Source organism: Arthrobacter sp. UYCu512 (assembly GCF_040547075.1).
GTDB lineage: Bacteria > Actinomycetota > Actinomycetes > Actinomycetales > Micrococcaceae > Arthrobacter.
On sequence record NZ_JBEPPA010000012.1, the window covers coordinates 93,982 to 110,690 of the forward strand.

General features: G+C 68.6%; 6 protein-coding genes. 3 read left to right on the top strand and 3 right to left on the bottom strand.

All coding sequences use genetic code 11. The features are described 5' to 3' along the window. Positions 1–39: 39 nt before the first annotated feature. From ABIB49_RS13960 to ABIB49_RS13970, 3 genes are all read right to left on the bottom strand, one after another. Entirely contained in the window at positions 40–10,617 is a 10,578-nt protein-coding gene (locus tag ABIB49_RS13960) for a non-ribosomal peptide synthetase (RefSeq protein WP_354157181.1), read from the bottom strand. Between the two features lie 126 nt (positions 10,618–10,743). Further along, a complete protein-coding gene (locus ABIB49_RS13965; RefSeq protein ID WP_226775683.1) occupies positions 10,744–11,001 on the bottom strand; it encodes a hypothetical protein in 258 nt (85 codons plus the stop codon). 110 nt (positions 11,002–11,111) lie between these two features. Beyond that, positions 11,112–12,554, bottom strand: a complete 1,443-nt coding sequence (locus ABIB49_RS13970; RefSeq protein WP_226775682.1) for a PucR family transcriptional regulator — start codon at positions 12,552–12,554, stop codon at positions 11,112–11,114. A 143-nt stretch (positions 12,555–12,697) separates the two neighbouring features. On the opposite strand from ABIB49_RS13970, the gene ABIB49_RS13975 reads away from it, so the two are divergent. From ABIB49_RS13975 to ABIB49_RS13985, 3 genes are all read left to right on the top strand, one after another. Beyond that, entirely contained in the window at positions 12,698–14,128 is a 1,431-nt protein-coding gene (locus ABIB49_RS13975; protein WP_354157182.1) for a gamma-aminobutyraldehyde dehydrogenase, read from the top strand. A 52-nt stretch (positions 14,129–14,180) separates the two neighbouring features. Continuing rightward, positions 14,181–15,536 carry a 4-aminobutyrate--2-oxoglutarate transaminase gene (gene gabT / locus ABIB49_RS13980; RefSeq protein WP_226776172.1) on the top strand — a complete coding sequence of 452 codons (1,356 nt, stop codon included), beginning with the start codon at positions 14,181–14,183 and terminating at the stop codon, positions 15,534–15,536. A 271-nt stretch (positions 15,537–15,807) separates the two neighbouring features. Next, entirely contained in the window at positions 15,808–16,680 is an 873-nt protein-coding gene (locus tag ABIB49_RS13985; RefSeq protein ID WP_226776173.1) for a universal stress protein, read from the top strand. Positions 16,681–16,709: the final 29 nt, after the last annotated feature.

The window sequence follows — 16,709 nt, forward strand, 5'->3', positions numbered from 1 at the left end:
CGTTCGGACAGCCCCCTACTGGAGCTGAGGCATCACTGGTTATTCGGGTCCGCTGCCCAGTTGGATGGCCAGTGCCGGCATAATTGCGCTGAGAGCCCGGTCACTGAGCAGCTGGGAGTGACGCTCGTCCACGGCAACATCGGTAATGGTCCCGCTGATGAACGGCTGCCAGGCACCGGTGCCGGGGGTGCCTTCAGGCACCTCGCGGGTGGCCCGGAGGAACAGCAGGTCGCCGTCGAAAACCTGCGGCTGCTCCTGGCGGATCAGCCGCGCCAGCGGCGGGAAGTTGCCCACCATGGCGTTGACGGAGGCCAACGGGACGCTGCCCAGCGGGTTGTGGTGTTCGCGCAGGATTTCCTGGGCGCGTTGCCCGTCGAGCCCGGCCTTGTCCTGTTCCCCCAGGTCATAGCCTTGCGCTTCGAGGTAGCTGGCCCAGAGCGCTTGGCCTGTACCCACCTTGGCGTTATCCTCCTGGTTGCCGGGGAAGGCGTCGAGGATGGCCAGGAAAGCCACCTCCTCGCCGAGTTCCTGCAGCCGGGTGGCCAGCCGGTGGACGAGGTGGCCGCCGAAGGACCACCCCATCAGATGGTAGGGGCCCGCCGGCTGCACGGAGCGGAGCTTGGCGATGTAGTCATCGGCCAGTTCGGTCAGGTTTGCTGCCTCGATCGGGTGGGTGCGGCCCGGTTCCATGCCGGGCATCTGGAGTCCGAACAACGGCCGCTCCGGATCCAGTTTGCCCAGCATGGAGGCATAGCCCCAGCTGATCCCGGATGCCGGGTGCACAGCAAACAGCGGCAGCTTGGTTCCGGTGGTCCGCAGCGGAAGCAGTTGGCGCAGGCTGTCCGCGGCGCTCTCCTGCGCACCTTTGGACGCCTCGCGGAGCAGGCCCTCGACGGTGGGCGCCCGGAACAGCGACTGGACCGTCAACTCCGTCCCCAGTGCAGCGTTGACCTTGGCGATGAGCGGCCGGGCCAGGAACGAGTGGCCGCCGAGCTCGAAGAACGATTCGTCCACGCCGGCCCGGTCCAGGGACAGCACGTCGGCGAAGATCGCCGCGACGGTTTTTTCCCGCGGCGTCCGCGGACCCCGCCCGGCAGTGCGGGCCGTGCTGCCGGGATCCGGCAGCGCGGCCGTGTCCACCTTGCCATGCGGGGTCAGCGGCACCTCATCGATCACCACAACGGCGGCGGGAACCATGTAGTCCGGCAGCAGGCCCCGTACGTGGTCGCGGACCTCCCCGGACAGGGTTCCGGCATCGGGGCCGTCGGCGGAGTCCGCCGTGTGGCCGGGTGCCGCCGGAACGACGTACCCGATCAGGCGCGTGCCGCCGTCGGTGCCGACGGCACGGACGACGGCGGCGCTGACGCCGGCGGCGCTGCGCAGGGCCTGCTCCACTTCGCCGGGTTCGACCCTGAAGCCGCGGATCTTCAGCTGGTCATCGTTGCGGCCGGCAAATACCAGCCGGCCGTCGGCGTGCCGGAAGACCAGGTCGCCGGTGCGGTACATTCGTTCGCCGCCGCCGGTGAAGGGATCCGCAATAAAGCGCTCGGCCGTCAGCTCCGGACGGCCGCGGTAGCCGCGGGCCAGTTGGCGGCCGGCGATGTAGAGCTCGCCGGCCGCGCCGGGAAGGGTGTGCTGCAACCGGTCGTCCAGGACGTAAAGCCGGGTGCCCGCGGTGGGGCTGCCCAGCACCGGCTCGCCGGTCCGGCCAACCCGGGCCAGCACGGTATCCACGGTGGCTTCGGTAGGTCCGTAGAGGTTCCAGGCTTGGACGCCGCGGTGTGCGGCAACTGTGTTCCACAGTCCTGCGTCGAAGGCCTCCCCGCCGAGGGCCAGGCTAAAACGTTCCGCCTCGCCGCCGCCGGGGGTGTGCGCCTCGAGCAGCCGGGTGAATTCCGGCTCGGCCAGGAGCTGCCGGAGATAGCCGGGGGTGGTCTCCCACGCGTTGATGCCATGCGCTGCGAAGTAGGCGGCCAGCTGCTGCGCGTCGCGGCGGGTCTCGTCGTCGATCAGGTGCAGCTCGTGGCCCGCCACCATCCACAGGATCGGGTCCCAGGAGGCGTCGAAGCCAACGCCCGTGGTGTGCGCGGCCCGGCGGTGTCCGAGGCCGGACAGCAGGGTCTCGCGGTGCGATCCGAGCAGGGCAGCCAGGGCGCCATGGCTGATTTCGACGCCTTTGGGCCGGCCGGTGGAACCGGATGTGAAGATCACATAGGCCAGCTCGCGCGGCTCCGGAACGGCAAACGCTGCCAGCGCGGCGGCGACGGTGTCCCGGCCGGGTTCCTTCTCCGGTTCCGTCACTGCCGCCAGGTCTTCCAGGACCAGCACCCGGGGCCGGACCGTCAGCCCGGCGAGGATTTGCTCCACCCGGGCGGCCACGCTGCGGCTGGTCAGGATGACCGGCGGGGCAGCGTCCGCGATGATTGCCGAGGCGCGCTCGTCCGGGTATTCGGTGTCGATCGGGTTGTAGACGGCGCCGGCGGCCAGTACACCGAACATGCCCTCAACCGTTGCCCGTGAGCGGGGGAGCAGCACGGATACAACGTCGCCGCGGCTGACACCTGTCCCGGTGAGTGCGGCCGCGATCCGGGATGCCGAGGCGGCAAGTCCGGCAAAGCTCAGGGTGCCATCGGCCGCGACCACCGCTGCGGCGTCCGGCGTCGCCCGGACCGTGGCGGCGAACGCCGCCAGGATTCCGGGTTCGGGGTCTTCCGCAGACGGATCCGAGCGGGATCCGGCGGTGACCTTCATCAGGGCGCCAGCTTCCGCAGTCCCGATCAGGCCCAGCAGCGAAACCGGGGTGTCCGGGGAAGCTGCGGCGAGCTCCAGGAACCGGCCGAAACTGGCGGCCAGGCGCCGGGCCGTGGCGTCCTCAAACATCGCAGCGTTGTAGTCCAGCGTGCCGGCCAGTCCGCCGTTTCCGCCGTCGGGCCGGAACGTAAAGGAGAGGTCGAATTTCGCCTCGCCCGACCCTGTTTCGGGTTCGGCGTCCACCCGGACTCCGGGCAGTTGCGGAACGGCAGGAGCCCCGGTGTCCACGGTGAGCATGGTCTGGAACAGCGGGTGGCGTCCCAGTTCACGGTCCGGGTTGACGGCCTCGACGAGCCGTTCGAACGGTACGTCGTTATGGTCGAAGGCATCCAGGATGCCTTCCCGCGAGCGGCCGAGCATGGTCCGCAGGCTGGGGTCTCCGGCGGCGTCCACGCGCAGCGGCAGGGTGTTGACGAAGAAGCCGACCAGCTCGCGCAGGGCGGGGTCCGTCCGTCCGGCGGTGGGGGAACCAATCACCAGATCCTCGCCGGCGCCGCTGCGGTGCAGGAAAGCGGCCAGGGCGGCGTGGAGCGCCATAAACAGGCTGGCGTTCGATGCCGAGGCCAGGGCGTTCAGTGCAGTGACGCTGTCCGCACCGAGCAGGAAGCCCAGCTGCCGGCCGGGCTGGCGTGACTCGCGGGGCCTGCGGTGGTCCGCCGGCAGCATCAGCTCTGCGGGGATCCCGGCCAGGGTGCGGCGCCAGTGGTCCAGTTTGGCCGTAAGGGCGCTCCCGTCGAGCTGTTGCCGCTGCCAGTGGGCGTAGTCGGCGTACTGCAGGGGCAGGGGTGCCGGAGCGGCGGCCGGGCCCTGGCCGCGGGCGGCCGTGTAGGCGGCAGAGAGGTCCCGCGCCAGCGGGGCCAGGGACGCCCCGTCGCTTGCGATGTGGTGCATCACAAGGTGCAGGACCCACTCCGGTGAGCCGGCTGAGCGGACGGGGATCAACCTCGCCCGCAGCGGCAGCTCGGAGCGGACATCAAAGCCGTGCTCTGCGTCGTCCCGCAGCAGCACCGGGACTGCGTCGCGCGCCGCGGGCGGATTGACGGTCAGGTGCATGCCCGGCCCGTGGGTGGCGTCAGAGGGGTCCAGGACCAGCTGCTCCGGAACTCCGCCGGTCTCCGGGTAGATGGTCCGGAGGACGTCGTGGCGCCGGAACAGCGCGCCGACGGCGGCGGCCAGTGCCTGTTCGTCGAGTTCACCGGTCAGACGCACCGCCAGGGAGATGTTGTAGTCGGCCGAGCCCGGATCCAGCTGGTTGAGGAACCACATCCGGGACTGGGCGTACGAGAGCTCCGGCCGGGCATTGCGGGCAGAATCGTTGTTTGCCAGCCATTCCGTAAGGGAGACCGGCTCAGCGGCCGGCTCCCGCTGCCCGGAGCCCGGCGCCGTTGCCGGCGCCGCCGCGGAAGCTTCGGTCCCCGGGGTACCGGTCTGCCGGTGCACTGCCGAGAGCAGCCCGGCCGGTGTGGGCTCGTTGAAGAGCATACGCAGCGGAAGTTCGGTGCCAAAGGCGTCGCGGATTCCGCCCATCATCGAGACGGCGAGCAGGGAGTGTCCGCCCAGGACGAAGAAGTCATCGCCCATCGAGACCTCAGCAACGCCCAAGACATCGGCGAAGATCCCGCACATGGTGCGTTCGTCAGCGGTCTCGGGAGCGGCCCCGGAGCCCGCGCCGGTGCCCGCGGAGGGAGCCGGCAGGGCTTTGCGGTCCAGCTTGCCGTGCGGCGTCAGGGGAATCGCGGACAACTGCATAAAGACGGACGGCACCATGTAGTCGGGCAGCTTGCCGGCGGCCAGCTCGCGCAGATCCTCGGCTCCGGCGCTCCCCGTGTAGTAGGCCACCACACGGTGGGCCGGCTCGCCGTCGGCCACGGCTACCGCGCGGTCAAGCTGCGGGTGGGAGGCCAGCGCGGCCTCAATTTCGCCGAGTTCGATCCGGAAACCGCGGACCTTGACCTGTTCGTCCGTGCGGGAGAGGAACTCCAGGGAGCCATCCGGTGCCCGGCGGACCAGGTCGCCGGTGCGGTACATCCGGCTGCCGTCGGCGGCGAAGGGGTTGGCCACAAAACGGCAGGCCGTCTCGGCGGGGCGCCGGTCGTAGCCGCGTGCCATGCCGGGACCGGCAAGGTACAGCTCGCCCGGCACGCCTGCCGGAGCCAGCGCCAGGTACGGGTCCAGGACAAAGGTGTCCGTATTGGCGATGCCACGGCCGATGGACGGTGAGCCGCCGCTGATCTCAGCGGTCACCGAGTCCACAGTGAACTCAGTGGGACCGTAGAAGTTATGGGCCGCGACCTCGGGAGTCGAGGCCAGCTGCGTCCAGAGCTCGGCCGTCACAGCCTCGCCGCCAAGGGCGAGGAGCAGCGGCTGGTCCCGGGCCGGGTCGAGCAGGCCGCTGTGCAGAAGCTGGCCGGCGTAGGACGGCGTCGTTTCCAGCACGTCGATGCCGTGGCTGCGGCAGTAGCCAGCGAGTGATTCGGCGTCGCTGCGGACCTCGTCAGCCACGATGTGGAGCTCCGCGCCGGCGATCAGCCACAGCATCGGGTCCCAGGCGGCGTCGAAGCCAAGCCCGGCGATATGGGCCACGGACACGGTACCGTCCGGACCGGCGGCCTGGAAGCGCGGTACGTACAGTGTGCGGTGGTGGTGCCGGTACAGGTTGGCCAGTGCGCCGTGCGGCACGGCGACGCCCTTGGGTCGCCCGGTGGAACCGGAGGTGTAGAGCACGTAGGCGAGGTCGCCGGCGGCCGGGCGGCGCTGTGCCAGGTCCGCGTCGGTGACCTCGGCACCCGCCGCCAGCAGCGTGCCGACGTCGAGGTGCCGCGGGCCGTCGGTGCCGCGGTCCGCCGCGGACGGTGCGGCGGAGATGACGACGGCGGGAGCGCCGTCTTCAAGGATCACCCGGATCCGCTCCTGCGGGTAGGAAAGGTCCACGGGGATGTAGACGGCGCCGGCGGCCAGTACCGCGAGGGCCGCAGTCACCACGTCGGCAGTGCGCGGCAGGGCAACGGCGACCCGGTCGCCAGGGCCCACACCGGAGGCCATCAGTCCGGCGGCGAGGGCCCGGACCCGGGCATCGAGCCGGGCGAAACTCATGGCCCCGGTGGCGTCCACGAGTGCCGGCGCGTTCGGAGTCCGTGCCATCGTGGCGCGGAGGGCATCCACGACGGTTTCCGGGCCGAAGTCGCCGGACCCGGGTGCCCCTGCACTCAGGCTGTGTGCCAGGGCGAGCTGGTGCTGCTCGGGGGACTGGATCCGCAGCCGGTCCAGCGTGATCCCGGGATCTGCGGCGAACTGCTCGATCACTGCTACGTACCCTGCCACGAGCTGCTCGACGGTGGACCGGGCGAACAACGCGGGGTTGTAGGCGAGTGAGCCGCGGATGCCGGTGGCCGCGGGCCCGTCCTCATCGGTGGCAGCTTCCACCAGGTCCAGCAGCAGGTCGAATTTAGCCCCGCCCGGTTCCTGGCTCAGGTCCGCGGTGGCATCGAGCCCGTTCATGTTCAGCCCGGCAGCCGCAGTGTTCTGCAGCGTGAGCATCACCTGGAACAGGGGGTGGCGGTGCTGGGACCGGGCCGGGTTGAGCTCCTCGACCACACGCTCAAAGGGCGCGTCCTGGTTGGCGTAGGCGTGCAGGTTTGTGTACCTGACACTTTCCACGAGCTCCGCCGCGGTGGGATTTCCGGAGGTGTTGGTCCGCAGCACCAGGGTGTTGACGAAGAAGCCCACCAGCTCGTTGAGCTGGGTGTCCGTGCGGCCGGCCACGGGGGTGCCGAGCGGGATGTCCTCTCCCGCGCCGGACTTGGTGAGCAGGGCCGCGAGCGCGGCCTGCAGCACCATAAAGAGGCTGGCGTTGTGTTCGCGTGCCAGCGCGTTTAGCCGGGCGCTGGTTTCCGGACGGATGGTCAGGGGAACTGACGACGCCGGTCCGGCGGCGCTGTGCGCGCCCCGGATGAAGTCGAACGGCAGCCGGAGTTCCTCCGGAGCGCCGCGCAGTTCGCGGGTCCAGAACTCCAGCTGGCGGGAGATGGCACTCGTCGGGTCAGCTTCGCTGCCCAGTTCGCCGCGCTGCCACAGCGTGTAGTCGGCGTATTGCACCGGCAGCGGCGCCAGTGCGGTGTCCGCGCCCGAGGCGAGGGCGTTGTAGGCGAGCGAGAGATCCTGCGCGAGCGGTGCCAGGGACCAGCCGTCTGCGGCAATGTGATGCAGTGTGATGGCCAATACGTGGTGCTCCGGCGCCAGCTGGAACAGCACGGCGCGCAGCGGCAGTTCGCGTGTGACGTCGAAGCCGCGGCGGGTTTCCGCTGCGAGGGCGCCCGGCAGTCCTTCGGCGCTGCACTGGACAGCCAGCAGTTCCACCGGCCGCTCGCCGTCGGGCAGGATCTGCTGGGCGGGTTCACCGTCGATCAGCGGAAAAACCGTCCGCAGTGTTTCGTGGCGTCCGGCCAGCCTGTTGATCGCAGCATAAAGCGCCGGGACGTCCAGGGTGCCTTTGAGGTCCAGCACCACAGGGATGTTGTAGGCGCCGGACTCCGGATCGAAGCGGTTCAGGAACCACAGCCTGCGCTGGGCGAAGGACAGCGGCACAACGGCCGGGCGGTCGGCGGGCTTGAGCGGGTGGGCGTTGTTGGCTCCCAACTCAAGGGTGCCGGCGAGGGCAGCCACGGTGGCCTGTTCAAAAACCGTGCGCAGCGCCGGTGCGACCCCGGTCCGGTCCCGCAGCAGTGCCACGAGCCGGGTCGCCAGCAGCGAGTGGCCGCCGAGTTCAAAAAAGTCGTCGTCCACGCCGACGGCGTCGAGGCCCAGGACCTCCTTAAAGGCATCGGCTACGATCCGTTCCCGCTCATTGCGTGGCGTCGAGACGGCGGTTTCCTGCTGCGGAGCAGGAAGGGCCCGGGAGTCCAGTTTGCCGTTGGCGGTCAGCGGGATGTCGGGGATCTGCTGCACGGCGGTGGGCACCATATAATCCGGCAGCTGCCGGCGGACTGCGTGCCGGAGTCCGGCCGTGTCCAGTGTGGTTCCGTCCGGTCCGGCCGCGGTGACATAGCCGAGCAGCTGGTCGTAGCCGGCGCGGTTCTTCGTGACGGCGACGGCGGCGTGTTCCACCCCGTCGAGGCCGCGGAGCGCTTCCTCGATTTCGGCGAGCTCGATCCGGAAACCGCGGATCTTGACCTGGGCGTCCATCCGGCCGCGGAATTCCAGGGTGCCGTCCGGCAGGCGCCGGACGACGTCGCCGGTCCGGTACATCCGGGAGCCGTCCGGAACGAACGGGTCGGCGACGAAGCGTTCGGCGCTGAGCCCGGGCTGGTCAAGGTAGCCGCGGGCCAGGTTGATGCCGGCGACGTAGAGCTCACCGATGGCGTTGACGGGAACCGGGTTCAGGCCGGAGTCCAGGATGTAGTGCCGGCTGTTGGCTACGGAGTCACCGAGGGTCGGTTCCGTGCCGGGGGACATCACGGCGGTGAGGGAATCGACAGTCGTCTCCGTGGGGCCGTAGAAGTTGTAGGCCACGAGCCCTTCCTTCTCGGCGAGGGCGCTCCACAGCGGCGGGTCGACGGCTTCGCCGCCCAGGGCCACCACGGATGGGTGGGCGGCCTGGTCGAACAAGCCCCCGGCCAGCAGCACCTTGGCGAAGGACGGGGTGGTTTCGATCGAGTCGATGCCGGTGCCGGCCAGGTAGCTGCTGAGGGCTTCCGGGTCCCGGCGGGTCTGGTTGTCCACCAGATGCAGTTCATGTCCGGCGATGAGCCAGAGGATGGGGTCCCAGGAGGCGTCAAAGGACAACCCTGCGGTGTGCGCGACCCGCAACTTCCGCCCCAGCCGCTCTTCTGCGGGGGCGAAGATGCTCTCCCGGTGCGAGGTGTAAAGGTTCAGCAGGGCCAGATGCTCGACGCCGACGCCTTTGGGCCGGCCGGTGGAACCGGAGGTAAAGATGACGTACGCGAGATCCTGCTGGCCGGCCGGGCACGGAAGCGGTGATGCGTCCTTGCCGTCCAGGCAGGACACCATCAGGGCGGCATCGAGCACAGTGACGGGTACATCCGTGGCGAGGTCGGCATGCTCGGACGCGTCGCCGGTGAAGGCTCCGGACGTCAGCAGCCGGACCGGCGCGGCATCTTCGAGCATGCCCTCGACCCGGCCCGCCGGGTAGTCCGGGTCCAGCGGCAGGTATGCGGCGCCGGATTTCAGGATCGCCAGGATTGCGACGGGCAGCAGGACGCTGCGGCCCAGCCGGACGGCAACGGTCTGCCCGGGGCCCGCCCCGTGGCTGCTGAGGAACCTGGCCAGCTGGTTCGACCGCGATTCGAGCTCGCCGAAGGTCAGTTCGCCGTCGGGCGCCACGACGGCGGTCCGGGGGCCGGACTCGCGGGCGTTGAGCCGGAACTCCTCCACTATGGTGTGCCCGGGAAGGTCCGCGTCCCCGGCCTCCCCGGCCGCCAGCAGCGAAAGTTCTTCGGCTGCGGTGGTCACCGACAGTGAGGCCAGAAGCGACTCGGGCTCGGTAGCTACGGCGTCGAGGAGCCGGACGAAGCGCTCCAGATGCTCCTGCAGTTCCGATGTGCTGTAGAGCGCCGCGTTGGCTTCGAACTGGACGGTGGGCGCCGCTTTGCCGCGGGAACCGCCCTCGGGCGCCGAACCGCCGGCCAGGCCGTGGATGATGATGGAGAGGTCATCGATGGGGCCGGTGGAGAGAATGTTCATGGTGCCGCGGGCCGGGCCAAAACTGATGTTTTCCAGGACGGGCAGGATATTCACCGAGGGGCCGCGGTAGCCGCTCTGGGCATTCAGGTCCTCGAAGCGGGCGCGCTGGTGGATGAGGGCGCCGCGCAGGGTGGCGCCCATGGCGCTGACGGTATCCCGCACTGTCGCGCCGGGTTCGACGCCGATCCGGATCGGCAGGATGTTGGAGAGCATGGACGGCGTGGATTTCGCCAGTTGGCCGCGGCGCGCGGTCACCGGCAGTGCCACGGAGACCTCGCGTTCGCCGGTGATCCGGTGCAGGTAAAGGGCTGCCGTTGTGAGGATCTGGGCAGGTGCGGATCCGGTGGCTGAGGCCAGCGCGGCGACGGCCGTGGGCGGCAGCGTCCTGGTGGCGCGGACCAGCGAACTGGCCGTACCCGTCGGCCGGCCGGCGAGTCCTGTTGCGGCCGAAGCGCCCTGCAGCTGGTCTTTCCAAAAGCTGCGGTCAGCGTCGGCGGTCGCTGATTCTGCGTAGTCGCTCTCGGCGGCCAGCAGCTCGGGCAAGGCGCCGAAGGCCCGCGGCCGGTCACGCCCGGCGCCATTGCCGTCGGAGCCCCCCAGCAGGCCCTGATAAAGCTCTGCCACGCGCTTGAGCACCAGCACGGCCGAGTAGCCGTCCAGCATCAGGTGGTGCACGCGCTGGTAGAAGAAGTGCCGCTGGTCGGAAATCCTGATCAGTTCGGTGTGCAGCAGCTCATCGGTGATGACATCGCGGGGGAAGCCCAGGTCCGAGTCCATCAGCATCCGGGCTTGGGCCTCGGGGTCGTTGGCGCCGCTAAGATCCGTGACGTCCAGTCCGGCCGGGTTGGACCGCGGCAGCTGGAACGGACCTGCATGGTCCTCGCCGAAGGCCACATTGAGGGCATCGGTTTCCGCCACGGCCCGGGCCAGCGCCTCGGCCAGCACCGGCACCTCAAGCGTTCCCTCAATCTCGACGAACTGCCCGATCTGGTACATCGGATTCTCCGGCGCCAGCCGCTGCGCGTACCAGATGCCCCGCTGCGCGGGACTCAGATCCAGCCGGCCGCCGGAGGTGTTGGGCTGGGCGTTCAGAGGATTCGGGGACATGTTCCTTCTCGGTATCTTTCGAGGTGGGCGCGTTCAGGGCACAGCGAAGCGGCCCGCGCCGCGGGCTCAGACGGGATGACCCCGCCAGGGCGGCCGGACGGCCGGACTGACGGGGTCAGGGGAGGTTTACTGGAACTGGCCGAACTGGAAAGGTCCGATCACACCGGTGTCCACCAGGGGGCCGTCCACCAGGGGGCCGTTGATAAGCCCGCCTTCAAACAACGGACCGAAGGTGAAGTGGTTGTTCGATGCCGGGCTGCTGCTCACGGCCGTGGTGTCAGGGGCGGTGGCGGCCTGGGCCGGCATTGACGTGACGGCGAAGGCGGAGAATGCCAGTGCTGATCCTGCGGCGATCCGGGTAGCGGTCTTGAGGGTCTTATTCACGTTCATCTCCAGTTAGGTAGCCGTACGGTTTCAACGCACCAAAAAGGTGCCATAGGGCTATTCGGACCCGTCGGGAACGCGGATGGGTCGGCACCGGCCGGGGGCCGTGCTTAGCCCGAGTGGCGGGCGCCCAGACGCTGCACGGCCAGCGCAAGCCACAGCTGCACACGGTCCGAGGTCTGAGCCGGGTCGTAGCCGGTGAGTTCGGTGATCTGGGCAAGCCGGTAGCGGACCGTGTTCCGGTGCAGCGTGAGCTCCTCGGCCACGGCCGCCACCGAGCCGTTGTTGTTCAGGTAGCTCTCGAGCGTGGGCAACAGCTCGGCGCCGTGGGCGGCATCAAAGCTCCGGAGCGGGTTGAGGGACTCGTTCGCCATGTCCGCCAGCGGCACATCCTCGCTGGCCAGCAGCAGCGAGGTTAGGCTCAGCCGCTCAGGTTCGTTCACGGGCAGGCCGTGGCTTGCCGCGTCACGGGCCTCGAAATAGCTCCAGCGCAGCCCGTTGGGTTTTGTGTAGGCTCCGCCGATCCCGATCGTCGCGTGGATTCCGGCTTCGGCCAGATGATCGCTGAGGCTGCGGGCCAGGGCCCCGGCGCCGGAACCGTCGTCGGGGACCACGGCCACCAGATCCTTGCCGACGACGGCGCTGATCGACCCTTCCAGCGGCTGCGGCAGGGAGGAGGTGACCAGTTGTTTGGGGTGGGCGGCCGATTCTGCCAGCAGCACAACGTTCCTGCGGGTGCTGTTGATGCCGATTCCGGCCAGCCGCCGGGTGGCCTCATTGGCCTCCAGGGTCCCGTGGATTACATCCTCGAGGACCTGGCCCGCCAGCGCGCGCTGGGACTGCCGCTGTTTGACCATGTTGTTGAGCTCGACGCTGATCAGGTTCTGGGCATAGCCCACAATCCCGGAGTCCTCAAACGGCTGCCGCACCCACAGGGTGCAGGCGTCGCGGCGGCCGGTGGGAATCGGGAAGGATGCCCAGCCTTCGGCGCTGGGCGCCGCGTGACCGGGCTCGCTGCTGTAAAGCTGCGCGGTGAACTGGGTCAGCACGATCTCTGTCCGCAGCATGGATCCGAGGTGCTTGAGCAGTTCGGCGAGGCCGCCGCCGGTAAGCAGGGCGCGGGCCAGGATCTGGTGCCCGGCAATGAGCCGTTCCAGCTTGGTGAAATGGTCGGCGGACTGGGCATCGGCGACCAGCTTGCCGATCGCAATAAACGGCGTCTCATACGGGACCGCCACCACCGGCAGGCCCCACCGGTTGGCTTCGGCGATCAGTGCCTGCGGCACGGCCTCGTGCGTCAGGCCGATCCCAAAGCCGATGCCTACCGCCCCGGCGCGCTGGACCTGACGGACGAAGCGGCGCTGTTCCGGGGCGCTTTTGAGGCGCATGCCGGTGGTGAGGACCAGCTCGCCGCCGTTGAGGAACCGCTGCGGATCTTCCTGTTCGGTAACGGCCACCCAGGCAATGTCCTGGTGCCAGGTGGTCTCGGCGAGGCCGGCCTTGGCGAGTTTGAGGGACGGAACCCCCAACAGAGCAGCGAGTGAAATGGCCATAACTTCAGGATAACCGGGGGCTGGGCAAGCGCACTAAAATCACGCTGGAATGGTGTGCAGGTGACTATTCCCTGGTGTGCACCGCTGGCATAGGCTCGGAGCAGTCTCATTGGGTCCTTTCAGCGTGAAAGAGGTTGTACACCGTGGTTCAAACCTTGCAGAACTTCATCAACGGCGAGTTTGCTACCCCGGCCGGAACCGGGGTACTGGACATCGTCAACCCCACGAACGGGGACGTCGTTGCCATCTCCCCGATTTCGGTCCAGGCCGACGTCGACGCCGCGATGACCGCCGCGAATGATGCCTTCAAGAGCTGGAAGCATGTGACGCCGGGCCAGCGCCAGCTGATGCTGCTTAAGCTCGCTGATGCCGTCGAGGCCAACAGCGACGAACTCGTCGAAGCACAGCACCGGAACACCGGACAGGTCCGGTCCCTGATCGCCGCCGAGGAAGTTGCCGCCGGGGCGGACCAGTTGCGGTTCTTCGCCGGTGCCGCCCGCATTATGGAGGGCAAGTCCGCCGGAGAATACTTCGAGGGCCACACGTCCTACGTGCGGCGCGAACCTATCGGCGTAGTCGCGCAGGTTGCACCCTGGAACTACCCGTTCCTGATGGCGATCTGGAAAATCGGGCCGGCCCTGGCCGCGGGCAACACCGTGGTACTCAAGCCTTCGGACACCACGCCGGAATCCACCCTCGTGCTGGCCCGCCTCGCCGGCGGCATCTTCCCGGCGGGCGTGCTTAATGTTGTGCTGGGCACCGGCGAGACCGGCGCCCTGATGGTCGAGCACAAGGTCCCCGGCCTGGTCTCGATCACCGGCTCCGTCCGCGCCGGCATCGCGGTCGCGTCCGGTGCCGCGAAGGGCCTCAAGCGCGCCCACCTGGAACTTGGCGGCAAGGCCCCGGCCATCGTGTTCAAAGACGCCGACCTGAAGAAGAGCGCCGCGGCCATCGCCGAATTTGCGTTCTTCAACGCCGGCCAGGACTGCACCGCGATCACCCGCGTCCTGGTCCAGGAAGACGTCCACGACGACGTTGTTGCAGCCATGGTCGAACACACCAAGACCCTGCGCACAGGTTCTCAGAACGATGAAGAGAACTACTTCGGCCCGCTCAACAACGTCAACCATTTCAATGCCGTCACCGCAGTAGTGGACCACCTGCCGGCGAACTGCCGGATCGAGACCGGCGGCCACCGGGCGGGTGAGAAGGGATTCTTCTTCGAGCCCACGATCGTAACGGGCGCCAGGCAGAGCGATGACATTGTGCAGAAGGAAACGTTCGGCCCGGTCATCACGGTGCAGAAGTTCAGCACCGAGGACGAGGCCGTGGAGCTGGCCAACGACGTCGACTACGCCCTCGCCTCCAGCGTTTGGACAACCGACCACGGCACGGCCATGCGCGTCAGCCGGGACCTTGATTTTGGCGCCGTCTGGATCAACACGCACATCATGCTCACCGCCGAGATGCCGCACGGCGGCTTCAAGCACTCCGGCTACGGCAAGGACCTCTCCATGTACGGCGTCGAAGACTACACCCGCATCAAGCACGTGATGAGCGCGCTCGACGCCTAACTCACCCGCCCGCCCGGCTTAGCCCCCACTTCACGCTTAGAAAGGCTTTCCCATGACCATCACCGCACATGACATCACGTACCGTCTGGAGCAAAAGCGCCGCGTCCAGGCCGACTTTCCGGGACCCAAGTCCCTCGCCCTGACCGAGCGCCGCAAGGCCGTCGTCGCTGCCGGCGTCGCCTCCAGCGTCCCGGTCTTCGTTGCCGATGCCGACGGCGGGATCATCCACGACGTCGACGGCAACTCCTTCATCGACCTCGGCTCCGGCATCGCCGTAACGAGCGTCGGCGCCTCTGACCCGGCCGTCGTCGGCGCGGTCAAGGAAGCCGTGGAGCACTTCACCCACACCTGCTTTATGGTCACCCCCTACGAAGGTTACGTCGCCGTCGCGGAGCAGCTGAACCGACTCACCCCGGGCGACCACGAGAAGCGCACCGTGCTGTTCAACTCAGGTGCCGAAGCCGTGGAAAACGCCGTCAAGGTGGCACGCCTGGCCACCGGCCGTGACGCGGTCGTCGCGTTCGACCACGCCTATCACGGCCGGACCAACCTGACGATGGCACTGACCGCCAAGGCCATGCCGTACAAGACCAACTTCGGCCCGTTCGCGCCCGAGGTCTACCGGATGCCTATGAGCTACCCCTTCCGCGAGGAAAACCCGGGGATCACCGGTGCCGAGGCCGCCAAGCGCGCCATCACGATGATCGAAAAGCAGATCGGCGGGGACCAGGTCGCCGCGATCATCATCGAACCGATCCAGGGCGAGGGCGGCTTTATCGTCCCGGCCGAGGGTTTCCTGCCGGCTCTTGCCGCCTGGGCCAAGGACAAGGGCATCGTCTTCATCGCCGACGAAGTCCAGTCCGGCTTCTGCCGCACGGGTGAATGGTTTGCCGTCAACCACGAAGGCGTTATCCCGGACATCATCACCATGGCCAAGGGCATTGCCGGCGGCATGCCGCTCTCCGCGATCACCGGCCGGGCGGAGCTGCTGGACGCCGTCCACCCCGGCGGCCTCGGCGGCACCTACGGCGGCAACCCGGTGGCCTGCGCTGCGGCGCTGGCGTCGATCGGCTCGATGGAACAGTACGGCCTGAACGCCCGGGCCAAGCACATCGAGGAGATCGCGCTCGGCAAACTGCGCGAACTCGCCGCTGAACAGCCAGTGATCGGTGAGGTCCGCGGACGCGGTGCGATGCTGGCGATAGAACTTGTCCAGGCCGGCTCCAAGGAGCCGAACCCGGAGCTGACCAAGGCCGTCGCCGCAGCCTGCCTGAAGGAGGGCGTCATCATCCTGACCTGTGGCACGTACGGGAACGTTATCCGCCTGCTGCCGCCGCTGGTCATCAGCGACGAGCTCCTGCTGGACGGACTCCAGGTGCTGGCCGCCGCCGTCAAGGCGAACGCTTAACGGATCCGGCCCGCCGGACAACAACCCCGGCCGGACAACAGCAGGGCCCCGGACCACGGTCCGGGGCCCTGCTGGGTTAATCCGGGCCGCGCCCGGCGTCGGATCGGAGCGTTGCCGGGCGCGGCGCCAAATCCCGCTGACCATCCCGGCCAATTCGGGTCCTGCTGGGCTAGAGTCGTTCCTACCACTGCAGGAACGCAGACCGGCCGACGTCGCCCGGGACCCCCGGAGCAAGGCTGGCTTCTGCCACAGACCCATAAGGGGTTCATACATGCGATACGTAGTCGGCTACACTCCCAGCGAACGCGGCGCTGACGCCGTGGCCCTGGCCTCCGCCATGGCCCGCGCCCAGGGCGCGCACCTTGACCTGGTCTACGTGGTGGACCGGCGAACGCCCTATGTCGCGATGAACCCTGAGGGCAGCCGTATCAGCGCAGCCGAGCAGGAAGTACTCCGGGCCGAACGGGAGGGCCTGTCCCTTGTACCCAAGGACATCGAGGCCCGGTTCCATGTCCGCCAAGCCGATTCGCACGCCGCAGGCCTCATCGACGCGGCCCTGGAATACAGGGCCGGCCTGATCGTTGTTGGTGCCGCCAGCGCCGGGCTGTTTAAGCGTTACACCATCGGCAGTGCTGCCAACGCCCTGCTCCATGCCTCTCCGGTTCCGGTGGCGCTGGCCCCGCGCGGTTACCGCCGGACCGAAGCGATCACGCGGCTGACCCTCGCGGTGGGCCAGCGCAGCGGGGCGGATGCGGCGATCGAGGTGTCGATCGAATCCGCTGAACGCCGCGGCGTCCCGCTGCGGCTGGTTTCCCTCGTGGAACTCGACGCCGAAGGGATCGGCGGCGAAAACATCAATGCGGCGCACGTGCATGCCAATACCGTTCTCACCGCGGCCGCCGGCCGGCTGCCGGCGGGGCACCAGGTAAGCGTTGAAGTTGCCCACGGGCGCTCCATTGAGGAGGCGATCGACGACCTCGAATGGGACGAGGGCGAGATCCTGATCGTGGGCTCCTCCCGCTTGGCGGAGAAGAATAAACTGTTCATTGGCAGCACGGCACACAAAGTACTGTTGGCCCTGCCGGTTCCCATGGTGGTGGTCCCGCGCGACTACGTACGGGTCAACACCAGCCCTACGGACTAACACCTGGCCCGGCCCGCCGCAGCCAGAGC

Excerpts from the sequence above, each read along its gene's own strand:
- ABIB49_RS13985 (WP_226776173.1), top strand. The coding sequence starts at position 15,808 with ATGCGATACGTAGTCGGCTACACTCCCAGCGAACGCGGCGCTGACGCC.
- ABIB49_RS13960 (WP_354157181.1), bottom strand. The coding sequence starts at position 10,617 with ATGTCCCCGAATCCTCTGAACGCCCAGCCCAACACCTCCGGCGGCCGG.
- gabT (WP_226776172.1), top strand. The coding sequence starts at position 14,181 with ATGACCATCACCGCACATGACATCACGTACCGTCTGGAGCAAAAGCGC.
- ABIB49_RS13970 (WP_226775682.1), bottom strand. The coding sequence starts at position 12,554 with ATGGCCATTTCACTCGCTGCTCTGTTGGGGGTTCCGTCCCTCAAACTC.